This window comes from Paraburkholderia adhaesiva (genome assembly GCF_021390575.1).
Lineage (GTDB): Bacteria > Pseudomonadota > Gammaproteobacteria > Burkholderiales > Burkholderiaceae > Paraburkholderia > Paraburkholderia adhaesiva.
Map to the genome: position 1 here is coordinate 171,498 of NZ_JAJEJQ010000002.1, position 21,909 is coordinate 193,406.

Annotated in this window: 30 protein-coding genes; all 30 read right to left on the minus strand. The window is 63.9% G+C overall.

Translation table 11 applies throughout. From position 1 onward, the window contains the following. Positions 1-3: 3 nt before the first annotated feature. Positions 4-189 carry a hypothetical protein gene (locus L0U80_RS16150; RefSeq protein WP_233866589.1) on the minus strand — a complete coding sequence of 62 codons (186 nt, stop codon included), beginning with the start codon at positions 187-189 and terminating at the stop codon, positions 4-6. Positions 190-218: 29 nt separating this feature from the next. Next, positions 219-569 (minus strand): hypothetical protein, encoded by a 351-nt coding sequence (locus L0U80_RS16155; RefSeq protein WP_233866592.1) that lies wholly within the window; start codon positions 567-569, stop codon positions 219-221. Between the two features lie 9 nt (positions 570-578). Then, entirely contained in the window at positions 579-1,109 is a 531-nt protein-coding gene (locus L0U80_RS16160) for a hypothetical protein (RefSeq protein ID WP_233866595.1), read from the minus strand. Positions 1,110-1,117: 8 nt separating this feature from the next. Further along, positions 1,118-1,339 carry a hypothetical protein gene (locus tag L0U80_RS16165; protein WP_233866598.1) on the minus strand — a complete coding sequence of 74 codons (222 nt, stop codon included), beginning with the start codon at positions 1,337-1,339 and terminating at the stop codon, positions 1,118-1,120. Between the two features lie 11 nt (positions 1,340-1,350). Continuing rightward, the gene (locus tag L0U80_RS16170; RefSeq protein ID WP_233866601.1) at positions 1,351-2,478 is read right to left on the minus strand and encodes a hypothetical protein; all 1,128 of its coding nucleotides are present in this window, start codon (positions 2,476-2,478) and stop codon (positions 1,351-1,353) included. Further along, positions 2,447-4,606, minus strand: a complete 2,160-nt coding sequence (locus L0U80_RS16175; protein WP_233866604.1) for a PKD domain-containing protein — start codon at positions 4,604-4,606, stop codon at positions 2,447-2,449. The genes L0U80_RS16170 and L0U80_RS16175 overlap by 32 nt, the downstream gene beginning before the upstream one ends. Next, positions 4,603-6,450: a phage tail tube protein gene (locus L0U80_RS16180; protein ID WP_233866607.1), complete on the minus strand. Its 1,848-nt coding sequence runs from the start codon at positions 6,448-6,450 to the stop codon at positions 4,603-4,605. Before L0U80_RS16180 ends, L0U80_RS16175 begins: the two co-directional genes overlap by 4 nt. 1 nt (position 6,451) lies before the next feature. After that, positions 6,452-6,817, minus strand: a complete 366-nt coding sequence (gp17, locus tag L0U80_RS16185; protein ID WP_233866610.1) for a tail completion protein gp17 — start codon at positions 6,815-6,817, stop codon at positions 6,452-6,454. Further along, entirely contained in the window at positions 6,817-7,290 is a 474-nt protein-coding gene (locus tag L0U80_RS16190; protein ID WP_233866612.1) for an HK97-gp10 family putative phage morphogenesis protein, read from the minus strand. Before L0U80_RS16190 ends, gp17 begins: the two co-directional genes overlap by 1 nt. After that, on the minus strand, positions 7,287-7,676 hold the full coding sequence (locus L0U80_RS16195; protein ID WP_233866615.1) for a phage head closure protein: 390 nt from the start codon (positions 7,674-7,676) through the stop codon (positions 7,287-7,289). The genes L0U80_RS16190 and L0U80_RS16195 overlap by 4 nt, the downstream gene beginning before the upstream one ends. Next, positions 7,676-8,116 carry a head-tail connector protein gene (locus L0U80_RS16200; protein ID WP_233866636.1) on the minus strand — a complete coding sequence of 147 codons (441 nt, stop codon included), beginning with the start codon at positions 8,114-8,116 and terminating at the stop codon, positions 7,676-7,678. The genes L0U80_RS16195 and L0U80_RS16200 overlap by 1 nt, the downstream gene beginning before the upstream one ends. Next, positions 8,116-9,192 (minus strand): collagen-like domain-containing protein, encoded by a 1,077-nt coding sequence (locus L0U80_RS16205; RefSeq protein WP_233866639.1) that lies wholly within the window; start codon positions 9,190-9,192, stop codon positions 8,116-8,118. Before L0U80_RS16205 ends, L0U80_RS16200 begins: the two co-directional genes overlap by 1 nt. Next, positions 9,189-10,700 (minus strand): phage portal protein, encoded by a 1,512-nt coding sequence (locus L0U80_RS16210; protein WP_233866642.1) that lies wholly within the window; start codon positions 10,698-10,700, stop codon positions 9,189-9,191. The genes L0U80_RS16205 and L0U80_RS16210 overlap by 4 nt, the downstream gene beginning before the upstream one ends. 2 nt (positions 10,701-10,702) lie before the next feature. Further along, positions 10,703-10,849, minus strand: a complete 147-nt coding sequence (locus L0U80_RS16215) for a hypothetical protein (RefSeq protein ID WP_233866646.1) — start codon at positions 10,847-10,849, stop codon at positions 10,703-10,705. A gap of 64 nt (positions 10,850-10,913) precedes the next feature. After that, a complete protein-coding gene (locus L0U80_RS16220) occupies positions 10,914-12,425 on the minus strand; it encodes a phage major capsid protein (protein WP_233866648.1) in 1,512 nt (503 codons plus the stop codon). Positions 12,426-12,429: 4 nt separating this feature from the next. After that, positions 12,430-13,005 carry an HK97 family phage prohead protease gene (locus tag L0U80_RS16225; protein ID WP_233866650.1) on the minus strand — a complete coding sequence of 192 codons (576 nt, stop codon included), beginning with the start codon at positions 13,003-13,005 and terminating at the stop codon, positions 12,430-12,432. A 13-nt stretch (positions 13,006-13,018) separates the two neighbouring features. After that, positions 13,019-14,641: a terminase large subunit gene (locus tag L0U80_RS16230; protein WP_233866653.1), complete on the minus strand. Its 1,623-nt coding sequence runs from the start codon at positions 14,639-14,641 to the stop codon at positions 13,019-13,021. Positions 14,642-14,714: 73 nt separating this feature from the next. Further along, entirely contained in the window at positions 14,715-15,200 is a 486-nt protein-coding gene (locus L0U80_RS16235; protein WP_233866656.1) for a phage terminase small subunit P27 family, read from the minus strand. A gap of 7 nt (positions 15,201-15,207) precedes the next feature. Continuing rightward, positions 15,208-15,903 carry a 7-carboxy-7-deazaguanine synthase QueE gene (gene queE, locus L0U80_RS16240; RefSeq protein WP_267954838.1) on the minus strand — a complete coding sequence of 232 codons (696 nt, stop codon included), beginning with the start codon at positions 15,901-15,903 and terminating at the stop codon, positions 15,208-15,210. Next, complete coding sequence (locus L0U80_RS16245; protein ID WP_233866660.1) at positions 15,879-16,295, minus strand: 6-pyruvoyl trahydropterin synthase family protein; 417 nt, start codon at positions 16,293-16,295, stop codon at positions 15,879-15,881. Before L0U80_RS16245 ends, queE begins: the two co-directional genes overlap by 25 nt. Before the next feature lies 1 nt (position 16,296). Then, positions 16,297-16,962, minus strand: a complete 666-nt coding sequence (gene folE, locus L0U80_RS16250; RefSeq protein ID WP_233866664.1) for a GTP cyclohydrolase I — start codon at positions 16,960-16,962, stop codon at positions 16,297-16,299. Next, on the minus strand, positions 16,959-18,203 hold the full coding sequence (locus tag L0U80_RS16255) for a 7-cyano-7-deazaguanine synthase (protein ID WP_233866681.1): 1,245 nt from the start codon (positions 18,201-18,203) through the stop codon (positions 16,959-16,961). The genes folE and L0U80_RS16255 overlap by 4 nt, the downstream gene beginning before the upstream one ends. Before the next feature lie 2 nt (positions 18,204-18,205). Continuing rightward, on the minus strand, positions 18,206-19,006 hold the full coding sequence (locus tag L0U80_RS16260; protein ID WP_233866684.1) for a hypothetical protein: 801 nt from the start codon (positions 19,004-19,006) through the stop codon (positions 18,206-18,208). Positions 19,007-19,064: 58 nt separating this feature from the next. Next, complete coding sequence (locus L0U80_RS16265; protein ID WP_233866687.1) at positions 19,065-19,670, minus strand: ParB/Srx family N-terminal domain-containing protein; 606 nt, start codon at positions 19,668-19,670, stop codon at positions 19,065-19,067. A gap of 197 nt (positions 19,671-19,867) precedes the next feature. Next, on the minus strand, positions 19,868-20,161 hold the full coding sequence (locus L0U80_RS16270) for an HNH endonuclease (RefSeq protein WP_233866690.1): 294 nt from the start codon (positions 20,159-20,161) through the stop codon (positions 19,868-19,870). A 187-nt stretch (positions 20,162-20,348) separates the two neighbouring features. Further along, positions 20,349-20,768 carry a hypothetical protein gene (locus L0U80_RS16275; RefSeq protein ID WP_233866693.1) on the minus strand — a complete coding sequence of 140 codons (420 nt, stop codon included), beginning with the start codon at positions 20,766-20,768 and terminating at the stop codon, positions 20,349-20,351. Then, complete coding sequence (locus L0U80_RS16280) at positions 20,755-20,967, minus strand: hypothetical protein (RefSeq protein WP_233866696.1); 213 nt, start codon at positions 20,965-20,967, stop codon at positions 20,755-20,757. The genes L0U80_RS16275 and L0U80_RS16280 overlap by 14 nt, the downstream gene beginning before the upstream one ends. A 6-nt stretch (positions 20,968-20,973) precedes the next feature. Then, entirely contained in the window at positions 20,974-21,201 is a 228-nt protein-coding gene (locus L0U80_RS16285) for a hypothetical protein (protein ID WP_233866699.1), read from the minus strand. Next, positions 21,198-21,410, minus strand: coding sequence for a hypothetical protein (locus tag L0U80_RS16290; protein WP_233866702.1), 213 nt, complete (start codon positions 21,408-21,410; stop codon positions 21,198-21,200). Before L0U80_RS16290 ends, L0U80_RS16285 begins: the two co-directional genes overlap by 4 nt. Next, positions 21,407-21,904, minus strand: a complete 498-nt coding sequence (locus tag L0U80_RS16295; RefSeq protein ID WP_233866705.1) for a RusA family crossover junction endodeoxyribonuclease — start codon at positions 21,902-21,904, stop codon at positions 21,407-21,409. Before L0U80_RS16295 ends, L0U80_RS16290 begins: the two co-directional genes overlap by 4 nt. Positions 21,905-21,909: the final 5 nt, after the last annotated feature.

Consider the following 21,909-nt stretch of genomic DNA (forward strand, 5'->3'; position numbering starts at 1 on the left):
CTCTCATCCCCTCCACGCCGCGATCTCATCCTCGACGCTCAGTTCAACCGGTTCATCTCCTGACGCCTGTTTCATCGCGCGTTCGGTGGTGCTCGCGCGTTCGGTCAGAAGGTACTGCCAGCACATCAGTTCGTGCGCGCCCATCGTGTCGAGCACCGCCCCGGCGGTCATGTGCAGGTGTTCGGCCACTGCATAGACCAGACGGGCAACCGGGGCGCTCAGGCTTTTTCCACGTCAGCCTTGTTCAGCCCGTTCAGCCGCGCCGAGACCTTCATCAGCGCGGCGATGTCGCTCTGGCCGCGTGTCGGTATCGACTCCAGCACCTCGGGTGTGAGGCGTTCGCCATGCGCTCCGCGCACCGTCTCGCACAGGAGGCGGTATGCGAAGCGCAGGCCCGACACCTCGTCGGTGCCGTTCGGCGGCGCGTCGGCCATGATGGTTTGCAGCAGCCGACCGGGAAGTTCGGACACGGTGACCTTGCCGAACATCACCGTGTCGACTTCCTCGGAAAGAAAGTGCACCTCGAATACCGGTGCGTGTTGCGGCTGGGGCGTTCGTGCATTCATCATCGGGTCCTCTCACGCAATGGCCGCGCGAAGCCGCGCAACCGAAACCGTCATCTGCGCCGGGGTCGCGGGCGAGACCACCACGGCATTCGCGGTATAGGGGGGTGAAGCGTTCGCGCCGTGCATGGCGGTCACGACCGGCGCGAACGTGCCCGGTGCCTGATAGCGATGTTCCGCACCTGCGGCGGTGACCCCGGTCTGTATGGGGGAACCGTCGTCCCAGTCGACCGTGAACGAATCAGCGTGGCCGTTCACCTCGGTCACCACGAGCGTCACGTCGAGCGGTGTGACACCAAGCGTCGGCCACACACTTACGCTGAACGCGTAACCGCTCCCCGCGACGGTAATCGTCGGGGCGAGTACGGCATCGAGCCGTACACCTGAAACGACCGGCGACACCCGGATCGTGTACTCGCCTGGCTCCTCATACACGTGCGTCGCCACGGTCGCCGTGATGCGGTGTTCCGGCGAACCATCGTCCCAGTTGATATTGAAGGCTGACGCGTTGACGAAGCGACCGGCGATTTTCAGGTCGACGCGCATGCCGGTCTCTAGCGAGGCGGCGCGTCAGCCGGTAGTGGTGTGTTACCCGCTGCGAGCCAGCGCTCGTACAGATCGAAGAAGCGGTGACCACGTGGCACAAAACTCCAGACGATCCCGGTCTGCGGTTCGGTGTACTGGATTGCATCCGGGTTGATGTCGCCCGTCAGGCCATTACGGACCCGCTTGAACGCATCACTGCCGGGTAGCGGTTCGTCGTTAATATCGGACACGGGATAGCCTCCTAGACACGCGCATCGGCGGTTACGGTAGCCGTAGCGACGGAGCTGTTCGCTGCACTCTGGTAGCAGCCATTGTTCGCCGGGCCGAGGTTGGAAAATGCAGCGCCCGAGCCGCTATTGACTGATGCAGTCAATGCAGGAGCGCTGCGCATGACCACGGGGTAAGAAATCTGCTGCTCATTAATGGCGGTCGTGACATTGCACTGGAAAATGCTGTACTGACGCTGCACCCGTGCCAGTTCCGCCTGATGTCCGCGCCATTCAAACGCCGTTGGCGCTCCACCGTTGCCGTTAATGTCCGAGGACGAGAGCGGGCTGGATGCTTCAAGTTGCGCCTGTGCCGCGAAGATCGAAAATGTCACGCCTGGCGGAAGGAATATGCCAACCCCAAGCAGGTCGTCACCGTTAGTGCCAATGTTCCTGCCCGCAACACTGGGAATGTCGAGACGCACGCTAAAACGTCTCCATGCAGTCGTGACAGTCCAGCTAACCTCCTTGTCGCGCCTCACCATTCCAGCAGGAGATCCACCTGTGCCGAATGACTGCTCAACGAGAACGCCGGGTATCGTGATGGACACACTGGAACGCAGCCAGACAGAAAACGTTGCGCTGCGCCCGTGCAGTGTCCTGACGGATTCGACGGTCTGGAGCAGATTCGGCAGGGTACGCGATGCAAGCGTTCCGGTGCTCGCCGTGGTCTGGTTGTGTCGAAGGGCGTACCTGACCGGTGAGGTCATGCCCACGGGTTCGTTGCCATTAAACGGATCGGCCTGAATGGTGCCCGCGCCGGATGCGCTGCGGCTTGACCGCCAGATGGTTGAGGCCGTCCGGATACTTGTCGTTGGCATCGCGACCGGCCCCGTGTCGATCCAGCTATCGAAGTTGCCATCCACGAAGTAGTTGCGGTTTGACTGTGGCGCGGAGTCGCCCAGTAGCGCGCGGATTGCATCAAGCAACTGCGATACGTCCTGTTCCTCGGGCGTCATGCCTGCCGCGCGTATCACGTTGAGAATTTCATCGGTGACCGCATTGCCCCATTCGGCAACGATCAGCGAGCCGGGGATACCTTGCGCCGCGTCCTCGTTGACGAACCTGCCGTCAACGAGGTCGGTGTTCGACGGGAAGTCCACGCGCCTCTCCTGTGAACCCTGCATTGCTGAACCGGTCGCGCCCGAAGCGCGCCACACCAAAGCGCGCCCAGCGCGAGCGCACGACCACTTCACCCGCGAGTACCGGCGCGAGCGCCAAGCCGTTGCGCGTCGCCGTCACCGTGACCCCGAACGTGCCCGGTGTGCCATAGGTGTGCGTATAGGTGCCGGGTGCCAGCACGGCTTCACGGTCGCCGTTGCCCCAGTCAATCGTGAACGACTCGGCCGTGCCGTTCTGCTGGCTGATGGTCAGCGTCACCTCGTGCGGCACCGGTCCCGTGAGCGGCGCAACGCTGGCGCTGTAGCTGTACGGTGCGAGCAGCGTCACGGTGCCCGCAAGCACTTCCGGGCCGTAGGTTCCGCCGTAGAGCGCCTGCACGATGACCTGGCGGTTGCCCGTCGCGGTCCCCGTGTAGGTATGCGTTGCGGTGGTTGAATAAATGGTGTCGTAGGTGCCGTCTCCCCACTGCACCCGGAAGTTCCATCCAATGCCGTTGTGGTTGGTGATCGTGATGGTGACCGTGAACGGCAGGTTGCCCGACAGCGGCGCGACGCTCGCGGTGATGAAGAACGGCAGGAACGTCACAACCACGGTTCCTGCCACCACCGGGGTCTGCGCCACGCCGTCGAGATACGGCGTCACGGTCACCGTGAACGTTCCGCCCGTGGTGTAGGAGAACTGATGCACGAGACCGGTGAGCCCGGTCTGCACCGTGCCATTGCCCCAGTTCACCGTGAAGCTCTGCGCGGGCCGCTTCGGCTCGGTGAGCGTGAGCGTGACCACGAGCGGTGCGATGGCACTCGTGGTGCCGCTCGTGGGCGAAACCGAGGCTTCAAGCGCATACGGTGTTGTCACCACGACCGGCGCGAGCGTGTAGGGCACCTGGGCCACGCCGTTGTAATGCGCCGTGACGATGATCGTGAACGCGCCCGTGGTCGTATAGGCGTGTTCGTGCGTGAGGCCGGTCAGCCCGGTCTCCACGGTCCCGTCACCCCAGTTGATATCGAAGCTCCCGGCGCTGCCGTTCGCCTCGGTGATGGTGAGGGTCACCGGCAACGGTGGGTCACCCTCGGTGGGCGTGACGCTCGCGCTGTAGGTGTACGCCGGGGTCACCTCGACCGTACCTGCTTCCACGGTCGCGTCACGCAGGCCCGCAAAGACCGGCGTCACCGTCACGTTGAACGTGCCCGCACTCACGTAGGTGTGCGTCGGCGTCGTGGTCTGCACGATGTCGAGACCGCTGCCGTCCCCCCAGTCGACTTCGAACACATCGGCGGCATCCCACTGCTCGGTGATCGTGAGGGTGACCAGCAACGGGGCCTGCCCGCTGCTGGGGCTCACCTCGGCGGTGACCTCGTATGGCGGGATAACCACGACCACGACGCCCGCAGAAACCGGTGGCAATGATTCGCCGCGGAATGTCGCGGTGACCGAGACCTCGAACGTGCCGTCTCGCGTGTAGGTGTGCTCGTTCGGCGTGGTGGTGGTCGTGGTGGTGCTCGTGGTCCCGTCACCCCAGTCGATCCTGAATTCGCTCGCGACGCCGTTGCGCTGCGTGATGGTGCAGGTGACCGTGAGGGCCGGCAGTTCGCCGTGCTGCGGTTCGACACTCGCGCCATACGTGTAGGGGGGAAGCAGCGCCGTGACGGGTGCCAGCGTCACGGATTCTCTCGGGATGCCGAATACGACCGGCGTGACCGTGATCGAATACGTGCCCACCGACATATAGGTGTGGGCGTGCATGGGTCCGGTCAGCGTCGCGATGGGGGTGCTGTCACCCCAGTCAATCCGGAAGCTGTCAGCCTGTGTATCGGGTTCCTCCAGGGTAACGGTGACCGTGAACGGCACGGGTCCGCTCGACGGTGACCGGTCCGCGATCAGGACATAGGGCGCGGCGACGAGAACGGTCGGCGCAACGACATCAGGCATCCGCACGCCGCCCAGCATCGCGGCGACAGTGATGCGATAGGTCCCGGTATCGACATATTCATGGGTGACGGTCGGCGCAGGCGGTATCTGCTGTTCCGCGCTGCCGTCATCCCAGTTGATCCAGAAACTATCTGCGGTGATGCCGCCGATGCGCTCCGGTAGCCGCAGGGTGAACTTCACTTGCTGCCCTTGCTGCTACGCGCGGTCTGTTCGCTCTCGTTCATGGACAGCGTCACATCGAGCGGCGCCGTACCCGCCTTCGGATTCACGTCGACATCGAGCCGGTAGGTGCTGCCCACGCTGATCGTCGGACCGGTGACCTCGGGTGTCGCGCTCGCGTCCACGGTCGGCACGACCTTGATGAGATAGACGCCATCGACCGTGTACTGATGCGTATGCGTGAGACCGGTCACGCCTTCCGCAATCGCGGTGCCGTCGCCCCAGTCGATATCGAACGAATCCGCCGTGCCGTTGACTTCCGACATCGTGAGCGTGACGTTCAACGGTGCAGGACCGGCGCTCGGCTGGGCGGTCATCGTGAGCGTGTAGACGCCACCACTCATCGTCACCTCACCACCCGTCACGGCAGGCAGTTGTGAGCCGTCGACAATCGCAATGAGCGACGGCGTAAAGGTGCCGTTCGACATGTAGGTGTGCGTGCGCGGCGAGACCGGCGCGGGCGTCGTTTCGTCCGCTGTGCCATCGCCCCAGTTGATGATGAACGAGTCGGCAGGCCCGTTCGTTTCCGTGATGGTCATGGTGACCTGTGCCGGTGGTGTGCCGCTCGTCGGCGCGATATGGATTGCCACCGAGTATGGCGGACGCGAGACCACGACCGGCGTCGCGTTCACGAACGGCTGGCGTTCGCCATCGAGCGTGGCGATGACGGTCGGATTGCGGATGCCCTGCGAGACGTACTGATGGGTCGCGGTGAGTGCGGTGATGGTGTCCAGTGGCGTGCCATCGTCCCAGTTGATCTCGAATTCCTCGGCGGGACCGTTGGTCTCCGCAAGCGTCATCGTGACATTGAGCGGCGCGGCACCCGTGGTCGGCGTCACCGTCGCGACGAGCGTGTACGGCGGACGCTGTGCGGTCACGATGGTCTGCGCGTTGAACGGTGCGGTCTCGTTGCCTGCGATGGTGGCGACGAGGGTGGGGCGGTACTGTCCTGCGACCGTGTAGGTGTGGAGCGCCTGATGTGTCGTGATGGTCTGCGGTGCGCTGCCGTCCTTCCAGTCGATCACGAACTTGCTGGCCTGCGCGCCCACCTCGTTGATCGTCATCACCACGTTCAACGGGATGTTGCCGCTGCTCGGTGCGATCACGGCGATGAGGACATAGTGGGGGACTTCGCCACCCGTTACCGGCTGCGTGAGGACCGATGGTCCCGCCACGCGCATCGTCACGCTGCCCTGGATCGCCTGGTCGACGCCGCCGCTCTCGTTCACGGCCTGTACGATCACGGGCAGCGTGCGCACCGCACCGTTGCGGTAGTGAATCTCCAGCATCCGGGTGTCGCCGTTTCGCTGTGCCTCCATGAGATCGAGATAATCCGGGTCCGTGGGATCGATGAAAAACTCGAACGTGAAGGTGCCGGGGTCCCCGAAGCCCACGAGACTCGTGCGCTCGTCATCGCACAGGGTGGTGGTGTCGATGGTTGCCGCCTCGTTCTGGTTCAAGGCATAACTCACGACACACAGATCGATCAGCGCATGGAGAATCCACGCGCCGTTGTTGGAGAACTCGCCGGTCTCGCGTGAAGTGTCGCTATTGGCGAGAATGCAGGATTTTGTCTGCTCGTCGATGCTCTGCACGACCCATGTCTTGTTGTCGATGCTCGCGAAGCCGGTGCCGAGAATGTAGATCGCGTTGCCGTTTTTCAGTTTCGACACGTCATCCAGCACCACGGCAGTCGGCTGGGATTTGCTGATGCTGCGAATAAGCCCTGTGGCGGCTGCGGGCCGATCCGACCCGGCTTCGAGATACATGTGAGTCCGCTGGGCGGAGATGGCGCGCTTTGCCATGTCACTGCTCCTGTACGGGTTGATCGGGTTGCCATGACAGTGAAACGACCACGCTCACCCGATGTATGCGCGTGTCCTGTTCGTGCATCTCCTGCCAGTCCTCGTACATGGGGTCACCGTTGCAGGCGTCGATGATCCGCAGAATGCGTTTCATGATTTCCTTCGCGTCCTGATGGGTTCGCGCATACGAGTCCACGCGGTAGTTCATCTGCCACAGGGGAGTCGCACCGCACAGGGTCATGCGGGGCTGTGCGCTGATCACGGAGATAATCACGTAGGGTTCCCGAACATCCTGGGGAGCCAGGATGCGAAAGACGCGTCCCGGCAGGGCGGGGTTGAGCAGCGCGAAGAACTCGGCCTCGTTCATCACGTTCCCCGTTCCTCGAACCTCACGTTGTTTTTCTGGCACCACCGTTTCACGCTGGCGCGCAGGGTCTTGCGAAAGGCGTTGATTGCTTCGGGCGTCTTGGCCGTGATGCCGGGATTGAAGAACGGGTGTGCCCGCATCTTCGACGTGCCGTATTCGAGGTAACGACCGTAGGCGGACGGCCCACGCTTGACACGGCCCCCCTTGACCCGGCGCGCACGTACCGTCACGTCGATGCGCTTCGCGTATTGCGTGCGCCGGTTGGCGCGCGAGAGGATCGCGTCGTGGAGTTCCCCGGTGTAGTCCGCCGAGCTTCCGAACTGCTCCAGCACGTTGCGCCTGATTTCTTCGAGCATCGGCTTTCCCGCACTGCGCAGTGCGGCGCCGAGCATCCGTGTCGCCATCTCGGCAGGCATCTGCTTGAGGAACCGTTCAAGTTCGCTCAAACCCTGTACCTCCCTGATCTCGATCACGGCTGACCTCCTTCGGTGATGACGCCGCTCGTGCACATGAGCATGAGATCGGGACGGTTCGCCACCATGTTCGGGATCACGGCTTCGATGTTGTAGATCGTGTCGCCGTGAATCACACGGTTGGCCGTGGTGATGTCGTTGCGCCAGCGGATCGTGATGCGCGTGGTCACCTGCGGTCGCCACTCCTGCGACGCCAGCCACTCACGCCCGCTCATCGGTGAGATCGCGGCCCACACACGCCCGTCGTTGCGTGGTGTGGGTACGGGTTCCCACCCGGCCACACGCGGTTCACCCGTATCGAGCACTTCACGCTTCGGGCGTTCGAGCCGCACGCGGTACTTGAAGCGGCCTGCCTGCGCGCCCGAGGTGCTGGTCGAGGTCGCCATCACGCAAGCGTCGGCGTGCGACGCGGATAGAGGATGTTCATGACATGCTTCGGCAGGTAGCCCATCTCCAGCTGCGCGGCCTCCACACCATCGGGGTCACGGATCACGTAACCGACGCCCGCGAGCGTGGCGAGCTTCACCTCGGGGGGGATCGCGTCATCCCCGAAATTGCGGCGACGCTTGAGGTAGGTCATCACCATCTCGCTCACACCGGCAATGGCGACCTTGATGTTTAGCTCCATCTCGTCGGTGTCGATGCGCAGCCACTCCTTCGCTTCGTCGACCGTGCACAGCATCTGGACTTCACGCACGCCGCCTGGGTGGTCCTCGTCGGGGGGCATGTGGAAGTGAATCCACTGCTGCCCGCGCTCGTCGCCCCAGATGAACGGTGCGTACATCCAGTCGAGATAAATCCTGCGGTCGACGATCCACCAGGCCATCACCGTTCTCCTTCGCGCAGGTCGCGCCCGTCACGCCCGTGCTTCACGGCGAGCGTCCACGCACCACCGCCCGCGTCGGGCTTTACGGTGGTGGGCGCGTTGCAGTGCCACATCGAGCCGCCCCACGTCACCATGTCGCCGGGTTCGTACTCGTGGCCCGGTTCGAACACACCGCGATAGATCACGACCGGCAAGGTGAAGGTGTGAGGCTCGACCACGCCATCGGAGCGGTGAACCACGAACGTGAACCCGCGCGAGCCGTTGTGGATCATGTCGACCGACGAGGTGCCGGGCATCACGCAGCGCCACCCGGTCATGCCGCTCGTCTGGGTCTCGGCGCGCCACAATCCCCCCTCGTGCCACGCGAAGGTTCCGCGCGCATAGGTGTGCTCCGGCTCGATCCCCTCGATCACGACCATCGTTGCGGCGTCCCTGCCGTCCGCACCGTCGCGGCCATCCTTTCCGTCACGGCCATCCTTGCCGTCGCGTCCATCGCGCCCGTCGAGGCCCGGAGCGCCATCCCTGCCGTCCTCACCGTCTTCGCCGTCCTCACCGTCCTCACCATCACGACCGGGTGGACCGGGCGGACCGTCGACGCCATCACGGCCCGCAGGACCGGGGAGACCCTGCGGACCGGGAGGACCTTCGGGACCTTCAGAACCCGGCAGGCCATCCACACCGGCAGGACCCACCGCGCCGTCACGTCCTGGCTCGCCCTGCGCACCAGGAGGACCTTCAGGACCGGTCGGACCCGGCAGGCCATCCACACCGGCAGGACCCACCGCGCCGTCACGTCCTGGCTCGCCCTGCGCGCCGGGAGGACCTTCAGGACCGGTCGGACCCGGCAGGCCATCCACACCGGCAGGACCCACTGCGCCGTCACGTCCTGGCTCGCCCTGCGGACCCGGTGGACCGTTGACACCATCCCGACCCGGCTCACCATCACGACCGTCGACGGGTCTGCGTTCTTCGAGCACACGCATACGTGCGATCAGGGGAGCCAGCCCGTTGCGCACGCCTTCACCGATCAACTGCGTGACGACGCCCATGAATTGCCTTGCTTCAGCCGGTGTCATGGTGTGCGCGCTCCATCGGTGGGGGCGAGCGCTTCGCGCACGAGGCCCTCACGCCCGAGCCGCAACATGTCCTCGACCGACACGGCGTTCTGTGCGGGGACCGGTTCATCGGGCGGGTTCGACGCTGCGGGTGGTGCGGGCGCGGCGGGCGGGGTGATGGTGGTCGGCGCGGCACCCGTGCGATCGCGGGCGTCGAGTGCGGACAGTGAGTAGTTCTGCTGCTGCAGGTAGGGGGTCTGTCCACCGAGTACGGGACGAAGGTTCAACCGCCTGCGACCCTCGTTCGGCGCAAGCAGCCCGCCGGTCACGCCTTCCTTGAGCATGCTCATCAGCGCTGCGCTGTCCATGCGCAGCAGCCCGTCGAGATCGAGTTCCGTGCGGTAGTCGGTCGGCAGCGCCAGCCCTTCGTCCATGCACAGTTCGTATGCCTCGATCAACGACTGGAGGCATTGCGAGTAGTAGAACTGCAGCAATGCTTCGATGTTCTGATAACCGGGGATACGCCCCACGTCGAGCATGAAGCCGGGAACGTGGAACACACTGCAGACGATCTCGGCATTAAACTTGGCCTGCTCGACAAGCTGGGAGTCCGCCGCACTCAAACCCAGTTGCTCGAACTTCAGCCCGTCTCCCATCACGGCGATGCGGCCACGGTTCGGACCGGAAAACTTTTCCTCCCACTGACGCTTGAGCCGGTCCGCCGCCTCGTTGCTGATCGCACCGGGTGCCACGAGAATCCCGCCAGGGTACGCACCGTTTTCGAAGAAGCTCGCGGCGTTCCCTTCGAGCGCGAGACCGTGACGGGCGGCGAGCGCGCACGCGAAGATCGGGGAGGTGCCGACAAGCGGATGAAAGATGCAGTTCATCCGGTCGTGGATCATCTCGCTGGCGGGCACCGTGATCTGATGTTCCCAGTCGCGCCCTTCGATCTCCACCCCGGCGATCCAGTCAACATCCCAGTCGGCAATGCCCGACAGGTTGTCGGCGTTTAGCTGGTAGTACACGTCGCCACCCGTGGTCACCACGGGCGTCACGTTCTCGGGGTCGAGGATGTAGATGCGACGCACCACACCGCGTTCGTCGCGTTCCTTCAAACCGTATGTGTTGCCACGGGTGAGCTTCGAGACGATCCAGTTCTCGGTGAACTGGATGTGGTTCTGGTAGTGGTTCGGTCGACGCAGTACCGGCGAGTAGGCCGGGTTCGAGACGGGAAGCCAGATGCCGTCCTCGTCGCGCTCCATCAGCCTGATCTCCAGCTTGCCGATGTCGTTGCTGATCAACGTGATGCACGCATAGATCGCGTGGTACGCGAGCAGTGTTTCGGGGGCGAGTTCGACGTTCTGCTGCCACGCGCCGGAAAACGGTTCGCGGATGATGAGCGGCCACCATCCGCCCGTACCCCAGCCGCCGCCTGTCCAGTTCCATAGCCGCTCGTCGTTGTTGCCGCTGGATGTGACGGCACCACCACGCGGTGCGGCGCGCGTGATCTCCATGCCGAGAATGCGCATGGTCACGCTCCGTCATCGGTCGCGCGCATGTCGCGCCGGTTGTAGCGGCCTTTCTTCGGCTTCGCGCCGACACGCGCCACGGGTTGCTCCGCACGGTCCTTCGCACGGCGTTTCTTCTGCTGCCGGTCCTTCTCGCCCTGTGGTTTCATGTCGAACGCTCCCATGAAAAAGGGCGGACCCGGACAGGTCCGCCCCAGTTACGCGCGCTTCGTGTCAGCTTTTGTCCTTGTCCTTGTCCTCCTGTGACGTGCGACGTGAACGCCGTGCTTCTTCGGTTCCCGGCGTGACACCGGCAAGGGGACGCCCACCCACGCCGAGACCCGGCATCAGACCGGCATAGCCACCCGGTTCACCGGGCTCCGGTACGGTCGGTGAACCGGCAAGGTTCGGCTGGTAGTCCGCATCGCTGATATAGGCCGCGCACTCGGGGCGACGGGGAGCCCAGTTGATGAAGCGCTCCGCACGCACGCCGACCATGTTCTGCTGCCACAGGCTGACGAGACCCACGCCGTTACCGGTCGGCGCATCGTCCATCTGCACGGACGCTTCGCGCGAGATGTCGATGGTCACGCCACGGTCATCGGCAAGCAGGATGTCGCGCGGCTGCACGAGCACGATGAGGTTCTGCGCGGTCATCGACACGATCACCGGGAGTCCGAAGAACACGCCGCCGTTCTGGTTGATGCCGGGGAACTCCTGCTGACCCAGCGGGTTCTGCATCATGAAGATCGCCAGCGCGTTGACCGGACTCATGATCCAGTACGCACCCGCGAGCGACATGTTTGCGCCGACGAACATCCCGAGCAGCGCGAACACATCGGCGCGCAGCGAATACGGGTCGCTGCCCGTCGCGTCGATATGCGCCGCGCCGTAGGTGATCGACGCCGGGTGAACACCGGGCACCGGTCCCACGGTCGGATCGATGAACTGCTCGTCAAGGAACCGGGCGATGGTCTCGATCATGTCGCGGCGGACCACGGCTTCCGCCGAGGGGTCCGAGAAGCGCACGAGTTCTTCAGTCAGCACGACGATGCCTGCTGCCTTCGCGAAGCCGAGGGTGATGAGTTCGAACGTGAGCTTGCTGACGGGTTTGGGTTTTGCCTCACCGACCCACGATGCCGAACTCGGTGTTAGCTGGGCGGGCATCTTGACGTTGAACGGCACGCGCCGGAAACCTTCGATGCGCCCGATGATGGTCTCCGGTCGCAGCAGTTCGATGAACTCGTCGGCCATCGTGCGGTACGGCACGAGCGCACCGGCCCACTCGGGATCGGTGGTCGTGCCTGCCGCCACCGCCGCGCGCAGCACGATCTCGACCTCGGGTGTCGTGTCGCGCCACGACTGGGCGATCTCAGCAGCCTGCATGAGATTACCTTTCGAGCGGGCGATTGCCATCACGTACCGGGTGAACGCCGTGCCGCGTTCGACGTTGCGCTGCACGGTGATGATGGGTGACACGCTCGTGCTACGGGATGCGGTTGCGGCCTTCGGGTTCGCACCGGCAACGGGCTTGGCGCTTGCCACTTCCGACTGTTCGACGATGCGCAGCCGCTTGAGGTGTCCGTCGATCGCCTCGATCTCGCCCTGCAGGGTGTCGAATTCCTCCTGCTGCTCGGTGTCGAGGGTTTCACCCTTCTCACCAGAGAGCGCGATGATCTCGGACATACGGGCTACATGTGCCGCGCGCCTGGCTTCATACGCGGCGATCTGCTCCGCGATGTTCATGGCATTACTCCTTCACGTGAACCTTATGGATCACGAATGGTTTTGCGCCAGCGCGCGCAGGGTTCTGATCGAGCCGCACGACCACGCCACCCTCTGTGCCTGACGCGGCTCGGGTAGTGCGGTGCATGGATCGGATCGTGTGGATGGTGGCTTCGGGATTCGCGGGAATGGTCACGAGCGAAAGCTCGATCCACTCCCACTTGATGAAGCGCACACCGCCGTGTTCGAGGCGGGATTCTTCGAGCGGCAGGAAGCCGATGGAGACGGCGCGCACGAGATTGGCCTTGACGCTCTGCCATGCCTCGTCAAGCCGGTCCTTCAGCCTGCCGGGTTCATCGAGCCGTGCGACGCGCGCCCGGAACGGGATGCCCTTGTCATCGGGTTGTGCGAACTCGACGTGACCCACGGGCTCGTGGTGGTTGTGTTGCCAGAGCAGCGGCAGGGGCAGCTTGTAGAGCGCCCCCATCGGTTCCACGATGTCCTCGTAGCGGTCGGGCACGGGGGTAGTCGCCACGCCTTCCAGCACGCGCACGTCCTCATCGACGCTCCGGACTTCGAGCGCCCAAAAATCGCGGTTCATGGTGGACTCCTGCTTAGAGGATGAACATCTGGTACTCGGGCTCACGCTCGGTGGATTTGTTGAGCGCGAAACCGACGGCCATCGTGAGAGCCACGATGCCGTCAATGCGTCTGCCGTTTTCCTTGCGTTTCTTGAACATGCGGTTGTTCTTCGCGTCGGTTTCGATCACCGCACACGAGACGTTCCAGTGAAGGCACGGGTTGAACAGGACGCGCAGCTTGCCGTCGAAAATCAGCTGCTCGATGAGTTCGATGGAGCGCGGCATCCATAGCTGTGAATCGGACGCGCGGTAGAAGCCCTGTCCGTGGGACACCATGTCGACCGGGAGTGCCGCGGACTCCAGTTCGTCACGGAAGTACTTGATGCGGTACGGGTCATACGCGATGCCTTCGAAGTGCATCGTCTCCATGTGTTCACCGAGCCGTTTGACCGCCACGCCGTACTTGATGACCTTGCCCGGTGTCGTGTAGAGATAACCCTTGCGTACCCACGCGTCATAGGGCACGTGATCGTGCCGCGCCCGTTCGAGCATGGTGTCCTCGGGCGTCCAGAAGTCCACGAACGCATCGACCGAGCCATCGTCATTGCGCCTGGCGACGGCGAGCGCCGTGAGGTCGCGCAGTCCCGAGAGGTCAAGCCCGCCGTAGACCACCGCATCCTTGAAGTCATCAAGCGTGAGCGTGGTGCTTTCGCACGAGCGCCACACCTCGTTGGTGATCCACGGGTTCTCTGCGTCGACCCACTGGCAGAAATTCAGGCGCCGCACCACCGATTCGAGCGACGGCATCCCGCGTGCAAGTCGTACCTGTTCTTCGAGGTAGGACCGCTGGATCGTCACGCCGAGTGACGGGTTCGCCTTGAACCAGCAGCGCTCATCCTCGAACGGGTCCTCACCCTCGTCGAGTGCGCAGATGTAGGCAAAGAACGCATCGTCATCGAGCGTGCCGTCAGCGACCTTCGCGCCGTACTCGTGCTTCTCGTAGCACAGTGAGGTGCGGTCGACCCCGGAGTTGGTGATCTGGAAAATGAGCGGCTGGCGGCGACCTTTCTTGCCCGCCTGCATGATGTCGATGACGGTGCGATCCTTGTGCTCGTGCACCTCGTCGATCAGCGCGCAGTGGGGGCGCGGTCCGCTCTGGCCGCTGGAGTCGCTGGAGATCGGGCGAAAGAAAGAACCCTTGGCGAGATAGGCGAGGTTGTAGCAACGTTCACCCCGCCCGCTCTTGAGCAACCGGCGCGAGAGTTGTGGCGAGAGGTCGACCATCGCCACGGCATCACGGAACAGGATCATCGCCTGATCACGGCGCGTCGCCGCCGCATACACCTCGGCGCGCATCTCCTGATCGGACATCAGCATGTAGAGACCGACACCGGCTGCAAGCGGTGACTTGCCCGAGCCCTTGCCGCTTTCGATGTACGCCTCACGAAAGCGCCGGGTCCCGTCGACCCGCAGCCACCCGAACAGGGAGCCGACGATGAACGCCTGCCAGTCGAGCAGCACGAAGGCAAGCCCCTCGAACTCGCCACCGTTCAGCCGGAGTACGTCACGGAAAAATCCGACAGCACGTCGCGCGGCTTTCCCATCCCACACGAGCCCGCGTTCGTGACCGTGTTCAAGATCGTCGAGGTGCCGCACACACGCATCCCTGACGTGAGGACCCGCGACCACTTTCCCGGTTACCACAGCACGCGCGTAGCGCGCCACCACGTCAGAAGTAGTGCCGCGCCTCGTCCGGCTCGTCGCCATTGGGCACGCCCGGTTCGATACGGGTCCGCGCTGCAGGGGTCATGCCGAACTCGGACGCGAGTCTCGACATGATGAGCATCGCCCGGTTCGCCACGCCCACGAGCGGGTTCTGTATGGCGTTGCCGTTCGTGGTCTTGATCATCAGGGCGGATGTGAGCTGGTCGCGCACCTTCATGCGCTGGATCGCTTCCTCGGCGTCGATCCAGCGCGAGTACGCCATGCAGTACGCGGCGAGCACCGCGACATCGATACTCGTGAGAATTCCGGCTACGCGCAGTTCGGGCACGAGCCGATCCCACTCGGCACATGCGTTCGCGTCGAGGTGGCGCGGTCGACGCAGGACTCCCGTGCGTGGCTTCGGCTCACGTTCCGGCAACGGGCGTCCACCCGGATTGCCCGTGATCACCTTCAGGGCGGTGGGTTTTGGCCTGGTTCCCCTCGTGGGCATGGGCACCTCATCGGATTGAAATGAACTTGTGTGTCTGCAGTGACACGCGCCACCCGTAGCGTTGCGCGGCTTCAATGCAGAGCGCGGTCGCGGTGGGTGACTGGCTCAACGGCTGAAGCCACAGGGCCACGCCGTCGAACGGGGCGAGACGGTCACGCGCCCGGTCGATGTCCGCCTGCCTGCCTACCGGGACCTTGAACTCGTCGGCGCGACTGAGCGCCGCGTCGAGCACCGCACGGCCACCGGGCATGTGCCACTTCGGGCTCACGGTGAGAAACGTGGTGGGGCTCACCTGGGGGGCGTAGGTGCCGCTCGTCTCGACCTGTACCCGGCACCCCTGCGCTTCGAGCAGGGCGATGAGGGGACGAAGGTCGAACTGGCACGGCTCACCACCCGTGATCACCACGTGTCGTGCACGCGTACTGCCAACGATGCGGGCGACCGACTGGAGGTCGAACCATGTCCACGTCTCGACGGCTTCACCCGTTTTCGCGTTGATCACCTCCATGCTCACCATCGCGTCGATATCGCGTCGCCACGTGTGCTTCGTGTCACACCACGGACAGCCCACGTCACAGCCCTGCAGACGGATGAACACGGCAGGGGTGCCGGTGAAGCTGCCTTCACCCTGCAGCGATTCGAACGTCTCGTTGACGGGGTAGGCGATGGAGTTCACCGTCACCGGCTGTAGGTCGCGCTGCATTTGCGCGTCTCCTCGACGGTCACCTCGACGAGCCGCACACCGGTCCCGTCGAGCACCACCGGTCCCACAAGCATCACGAGGTGCTGGGCCATGTTCTCGGCGGTGGGGTTGAACGGGACACTCACGACCGTCGCATCGATCTCGCGCACGAAGGGGAGCCACGGGTCATCGCACCACAGGAGCATCCGGTGGTCCCACTGATCCTCAAGCCACCCGCACAGCCGTTCCTTGATCACACCGAAGTCGATCACACGACCGATGGCGTCGAGCGCAGCGGCTTCGCACGAGAAGTGCACCCGGTAGTTGTGGCCGTGGAGGTGAACGCACTTGCCTTCATGACCCACCACCCGGTGACCGCACGAGATGTCGTGGTAGCGCGTGGCGCGGATCACGTCAAAACTCCTGCCCGCGCACGATACGCATGAACTCGTCACGCGCGGCGTGTTCCCGGAGAAGGCCGCGCATCACGCTCGTGGTCATCGTCGTGTCGTGTTCGCGCACGCCCCGTGTGGTCATGCACGAGTGCGTGGCGCGGATGATCACACCGAGCCCCTGTGGCCGGATCGCCGCCTCGATCTCGTCAGCCAGTTGCATCACGGCTTCCTCCTGTATCTGCGGACGGGACATCACCCAGTCTGTGAGCCGGTTGAACTTCGACAGGCCGATCACCCGTTCGCCGGGGATGACGCCGATCCACGCACGTCCCGTGACACTGCACAGATGGTGGGAACACATGGAACGCACGCTCACCGGACCCACGGTGTATAGCTCGTCGAGCCTGCGAACGTTCGGAAAGTCGGTGAGGTCCGGTCGTGGCTCGTACCGACCACGGAACACCTCGTGCAGATACATCCGCGCCACCCGTTTCGGGGTGTCGGCGGTGTTGTGGTCGTGGTCGATCACGAGGGAGCGCAACAGTCCCTCCACCTTTTCCTCGACCTCGTGCTCAAGCGCCTCCAGTTCACCCGGATGGATAAACGCCGAGATGTTGTCGTGAGCCAGATGGGAAGCACCCGCACTGAGCAACCGGTCGCGGATGACTTCCGAGATCGCGGTCATGACATCACAGCCTGATCCTGAAACACCGGATCGGTGAGACCGTTACGCATGAACGCAATGCGTCTCATGTGACACGGGCCACACACCCCGCAGTGTTCGTCACCACCCCGGTAGCACGACCACGTGAGGCCGAACGGAACACCGAGACGGGTGCCCAGTGCCACGATCTCGTGCTTCATCAGGTTGCCCACGGGGGAGAGCAGTTCGACCTTGCGGTTGGCCTGGACGGCGAAGGGAAGCACCGCGTTGAGCAGTTCGGTGAACCGTTCCTCGTTGTCGGGGAAGGCACCACTTTCCTCAAGGTTGTTGCCGAGGGCGACCGCCCCGTAGTCGTTCGCCTCGGCGTAGGCCACGGCCCGTGCGACCATGAGAAGGTTGCGGGCGGGCACCCACTCATGGGCGAACTCCGCACCACGAACCCCGGTGGCGATCTCACCATCGGTGAGCAGGGGGGAGTCGCCGTCGCTGTCACCGTAGTCGAGCGACTGGAAGATCGCACGGCACCCGAGATCAGCTGCGATGTCACGGACCCGGTTGACTTCACGGGTCTGTGCGTGACACCCGTACATGAAGTGCACGAGGTCGACACTCCACCCGTCATGTCTGAGCACATACGCAACGGTCGTGCTGTCCAGTCCCGACGAACAGATGACGAGTGCACGGCGACTCGTGTGACGTGGGAGCATCACCGTCTCGTGGGTGGTGAGGTCAAGCACGCTGTACGGGTCGAGTGCCACGGGTCGACGCCCGAACGGTGCCAGTGACGAGAGGTGCCGCTCCATCGACGAGAAGTAGATCGAGCCGTCGATCTCCAGATAGTGCAGGGGCTTGTAGTTCGCCGCGAGAAAGACCGTGTGCGGACTGCGGACCGCGAGTGCGAAAGAACCCTTCAGGTGCCGGAGTGCATGGGCGAGTGACGAAACACCCGTCCGCCCCTCGTGCCGGTCGATCACCACCGGGATGATCCGGCTGTCTATCACCCCGTGCGGGTTACCCAGTTCGTGATCGTTGGCGATGGTGCCGTTGTGTACCACGCCGTCATAGGGCTGAAGGTCGGTGCCCGTGACGATCTCGGTGGTGGGTGTCGCCCTCCAGTTCCCGAGGACTGCCACCCGGTCACCGGAGAGGGGATACGCCTCCATCCGTCCACCGTCACGGCCCCGGTCCCGAGCCGCTTCACGGATGGCGTCGATGATCCCGTTGTCGACGTTATGACCGATGGCACCGAAGATCGAACACATGGCTAGGTTTCCTGATCAGTTGCGTTAAGGTAGGCTTCCCACGCGTGAGACAGCGCATCGACTGCACGGGAGGCGTTCAGACCGAGATACAGCCGGGTCCCGATACGTTTGAGCATGTCCTGCTGGAGTGTCACCCACGAGAACGCCGTGATCTGTTCGAGGATGCTTCCTTTCCCGTGCCAGTCCTGCTCCCGTCCGAGTCGTTTCGGGTCGAGTCCCGCACGGGTCACGTAACGGATGAACTCGTGAGACGGTGCTCTCATGAAGTCCTTTCGGGCGACGTTCTTCATCTGTCCGTGACCCACGTATATCTGGGCGTGTCCGTATATCCGCGCCGCGTCCCACGACGACGAGTCGGTGGAGTACGGTCGGTAGAACTTCACGACCGGCATACTCGTGACCCCGAGCAGGTGAATCTTTCGGTCTCCCACGTGTTTCATGACCCGGCCAAGGTAGGTCTTGCCGTAGTTCGAGTACTGTCCCGCCACACCCCCACACGCGATCCAGTCCGTCAACCCGTAGAGTTCGTCCATGTAGTCGAACGTGGCACCCGGTGTGAAGATCGGCATCGGGTCATAGCCCCTCGACCTCATCTCGTTGAAGTTCCTTTCGGTTTCGACCGCGTTCTCGATCACGTCGAGGGTGAAGTAACGCACCGGTTTGACCGGTAACGAATCGATGAACCGGCAGTACCCGTCGAGGGTCACTTTCTTTCCGAGGGTCCACGCCGTGAACGCACCCGAGTCGATCATCAGTTCCATCGTTCCCGGCCACCGTGTCTCGAACCCCACGAGGGCATCCATCAGTCGTTTGTCCGTGTAGGCATAACTCGCAAGAATCAACAGGGTTGGACGGTCACCGTCATTCAATTTTCACTCCCGGAAAACCCACAAGAGCGGCTTTGATTGTGTCCACAACCTTCGCCTTTTCGGTGTTGTCATCCCCCGTCACCTTGATTGCAAAACCGGGTCGGTCGGGGTCGGTCTCGTCGAACTTGAGGTCACTGTCCCACCCGTTGATGATCACCCCGAGTTCTTCGGTCGAGAACCCGACGAGAGCCATGTCAAAACCCATCTCCTGTAAGTCCGAAAGTTCGACCGCCAGTAATTCCTCGTTCCATTGACCGTTCAGCGTGAGCTTGTTGTCCGCGATCATGTAGGCGCGCTTCTGTCCTTCCGTCCATCCCTTCGCCACCATCACCGGGACCTCGGACAGACCCAGCAGCCTCCCCGCAAGCACCCGCCCGTGACCCGCGATCAACCCGCCCGCCTCGTCGACGAGCACCGGCATCGTCCAGCCCCATTCGCGGATCGAACCCGCGATCTGTGCCACCTGCGTGTCGGTGTGGGTCCGGGCGTTCCGGGCGCTCGGGATCAGCCGGTCGATGGGCCAGCGCCGCACCGAATCGGCCGGCCAGCCACGCGTCTCACGTTTCGGCGTCGGTGTGCGCTTCGGGGTGGTGGTCATGACCGAATCCCCGTGCTCACGTCCCGGAAGCCCCTGGGGGCTCTCCCTGCGTTTGCCTGCCGGTTTTGGGCGGCGCCCCCCCGCGTCGCAATGCGCGCTTCAGGAAGCAAAGGTTGGCTCTCGGTTTCCGGCGACGCCGCTTTGATCTGACGAATCCCCCCCGGCAACCGCCCCCGCAGCGCGCCGCCCGCGTCGCGTCAGCGGAACCACGGATGAAGCGGGTCGAGTGGCATCCCATCGGCATCACACCCGGTCGGATGTCCGCAGCCGTTCTCGCGTGCGGTCTTGTCCGCGTGGCATTCATGGCAGAGGCTCTGCAGGTTGCTCGGGTCATCGGTTCCTCCATCGGCCACGCGCACGATGTGATCCACTTCCGTCGCTTCGGTAACGTGACCGGCGCGCAGGCATCGGGCACAAAGCGGATGCCTCCGGAGTTGTCGCGCACGGATGCGCAGCCACTTCCGGCCACGGGTGCGCGGTGTGGTCTGCATGGTCGTGTGACTCCGGGTCGGGGAAAGCTCGGCGCGGCGGGCAGGGGCAGGGAGGTCGAGTGCCGCGCCGGGGAAGTCCGGAAAAGCTCGGGAAGCGAGGGTGCGGTCCAAAACAAAAAGCCCGCACCTGTGACGGTTGCGGGCTTTGCGTTTCCTGTGGACACACTGCTCCACTCGGAAAAGAATGCTAGGCGACGGAATTCCGGTTTGTCAAGCCTGTGTCACGGGTGAGGTCATCGACGGTGAGCAGTCCGCCCGTGACCAGCTTCGGTCCGAGCATATCTTTCGCGAGCGCGTAGTCCTCGTCCTGCGACTCCGGGAAGCGTGGATTGATCCACACCTCGAACCCGGCGTGGAGGTTCCGCACGGCGGTATTGACGGCAAGCCTCGGTCGCACGTCGAGTGCCATCACGAGGGGACCGACGATGCGCGCCGTCGCCTCCAGCAGCCCACGTTCCACCTCGTCATTCAAGTCGTCGAGACTCATCCATTGCCGCGAACTCTGGAACATCGCACACGTGGCGTCATCCCGTCCGTAGCCCGCGACGGGTTCCCAGCCGAGTTCCCACTCGTGCCAGTCGAGCAGCAGACGGTCAACCTTGTCCATTGCCCGACTTCCACGTGCGGTTGCGTTCGTGCGTGCGCAGCGCGATCCACATGCCACGTTGCGGTCCCTCCATGAACATCGCGCTCACGGTGTCATCGTTCGCGGAGAACACCACGGCCCTGATCCACCGGTCCGGTTCGAACGCATACGCCACTCGGATCGTGATCATGTCGCCGGGTTCGAGGGGGCGATAGGGCATGGCCGTTCATCCGCTCTGCTGGCGGTCCGCGTGCTGGGCGATCCACGCGAGCGCAGCCGTGTGAGCGTCGCGCCATGACTGGTTCGGATGACTACCGGTCATCTGCCCGTAGCGGTAGGCGCGACCGATCCACGCGCGCAGATCGTTCGGCAGAGCGCGCCAGTGCTGCGGACAGCCCCACATGGTCGACGGGACAGCCGTCCTGCATCCCGGCCACGGACAGCGGTGGCTCATCGCGTCATCTCCGGGTGCGGTGGCTGTGACGGCGCGAGTGCCGAGCGGGCGATCTGTGCGATGGTGCGCATCGACTTCGGGTCGGGACTCGTCGCGGCGATGTCCTCGATCACGTGCAACGCCTCACGCATCCGCTCGTTCTCGTGCTGCAGATGCACGCGCATCGCCAGCGCGTGACGTGTGAGGTGGTGGTGGGTTTCGTTGCTCATGCTTCGATCAGTTCGAACGGGTCAAGGGTTTCATCGAGCGCGAACTCAAGCTGCTGTGCCTCAAGTGGTTCGATGATGATGTGGGCGCGCGGGTTGTGCCGGTCGATGCCGTGGAGGATCACTTTCTGCCGAACCTGCCGGTCGTTGCGGTACACGCCGTGATGGACGAGCGTGCGGCGTTCACCCGTGCCGTGTGGCGAGAACGCATACCGGTCCTGCAGGCAGTCGAGGATCACCGACTCGTCGAGGTCGGGGCGCTCGCTCGCGTACCAGATGCGGATCGCCACCCGCACGGGACCCGTGAGACGCTGCCGCGCCTTCGGTGGTATCTGCCGCAGCATCGCTGTCTCGTAATCGCGTGCCTTGTCCGACTTGATGCTCATGGGTCGGGTCCTGAGTTCGCCGCTTTCCCGGTCGCGGGTGGTGCGTGCCACGATCTCGCGGCTGTTCGCTTTTGAAGCAGGCTCACCGAGGATCACGAATTCGATTCGCATGGTTT

Coding starts and splice junctions, on each gene's coding strand:
- L0U80_RS16290 (WP_233866702.1), bottom strand. CDS start 21,410: ATGAGCAACGAAACCCACCACCACCTCACACGTCACGCGCTGGCGATG.
- L0U80_RS16210 (WP_233866642.1), bottom strand. CDS start 10,700: ATGCGCATTCTCGGCATGGAGATCACGCGCGCCGCACCGCGTGGTGGT.
- L0U80_RS16270 (WP_233866690.1), bottom strand. CDS start 20,161: ATGCAGACCACACCGCGCACCCGTGGCCGGAAGTGGCTGCGCATCCGT.
- L0U80_RS16215 (WP_233866646.1), bottom strand. CDS start 10,849: ATGAAACCACAGGGCGAGAAGGACCGGCAGCAGAAGAAACGCCGTGCG.
- L0U80_RS16265 (WP_233866687.1), bottom strand. CDS start 19,670: ATGACCACCACCCCGAAGCGCACACCGACGCCGAAACGTGAGACGCGT.
- folE (WP_233866664.1), bottom strand. CDS start 16,962: ATGACCGCGATCTCGGAAGTCATCCGCGACCGGTTGCTCAGTGCGGGT.
- L0U80_RS16260 (WP_233866684.1), bottom strand. CDS start 19,006: ATGGATGCCCTCGTGGGGTTCGAGACACGGTGGCCGGGAACGATGGAA.
- L0U80_RS16220 (WP_233866648.1), bottom strand. CDS start 12,425: ATGAACATCGCGGAGCAGATCGCCGCGTATGAAGCCAGGCGCGCGGCA.
- L0U80_RS16225 (WP_233866650.1), bottom strand. CDS start 13,005: ATGAACCGCGATTTTTGGGCGCTCGAAGTCCGGAGCGTCGATGAGGAC.
- L0U80_RS16255 (WP_233866681.1), bottom strand. CDS start 18,203: ATGTGTTCGATCTTCGGTGCCATCGGTCATAACGTCGACAACGGGATC.
- L0U80_RS16155 (WP_233866592.1), bottom strand. CDS start 569: ATGATGAATGCACGAACGCCCCAGCCGCAACACGCACCGGTATTCGAG.
- L0U80_RS16285 (WP_233866699.1), bottom strand. CDS start 21,201: ATGAGCCACCGCTGTCCGTGGCCGGGATGCAGGACGGCTGTCCCGTCG.
- L0U80_RS16280 (WP_233866696.1), bottom strand. CDS start 20,967: ATGCCCTATCGCCCCCTCGAACCCGGCGACATGATCACGATCCGAGTG.
- queE (WP_267954838.1), bottom strand. CDS start 15,903: ATGCAGCGCGACCTACAGCCGGTGACGGTGAACTCCATCGCCTACCCC.
- L0U80_RS16180 (WP_233866607.1), bottom strand. CDS start 6,450: ATGGCAAAGCGCGCCATCTCCGCCCAGCGGACTCACATGTATCTCGAA.
- L0U80_RS16275 (WP_233866693.1), bottom strand. CDS start 20,768: ATGGACAAGGTTGACCGTCTGCTGCTCGACTGGCACGAGTGGGAACTC.
- L0U80_RS16235 (WP_233866656.1), bottom strand. CDS start 15,200: ATGCCCACGAGGGGAACCAGGCCAAAACCCACCGCCCTGAAGGTGATC.
- L0U80_RS16295 (WP_233866705.1), bottom strand. CDS start 21,904: ATGCGAATCGAATTCGTGATCCTCGGTGAGCCTGCTTCAAAAGCGAAC.
- L0U80_RS16195 (WP_233866615.1), bottom strand. CDS start 7,676: ATGGCGACCTCGACCAGCACCTCGGGCGCGCAGGCAGGCCGCTTCAAG.
- gp17 (WP_233866610.1), bottom strand. CDS start 6,817: ATGAACGAGGCCGAGTTCTTCGCGCTGCTCAACCCCGCCCTGCCGGGA.
- L0U80_RS16205 (WP_233866639.1), bottom strand. CDS start 9,192: ATGACACCGGCTGAAGCAAGGCAATTCATGGGCGTCGTCACGCAGTTG.
- L0U80_RS16160 (WP_233866595.1), bottom strand. CDS start 1,109: ATGCGCGTCGACCTGAAAATCGCCGGTCGCTTCGTCAACGCGTCAGCC.
- L0U80_RS16200 (WP_233866636.1), bottom strand. CDS start 8,116: ATGGCCTGGTGGATCGTCGACCGCAGGATTTATCTCGACTGGATGTAC.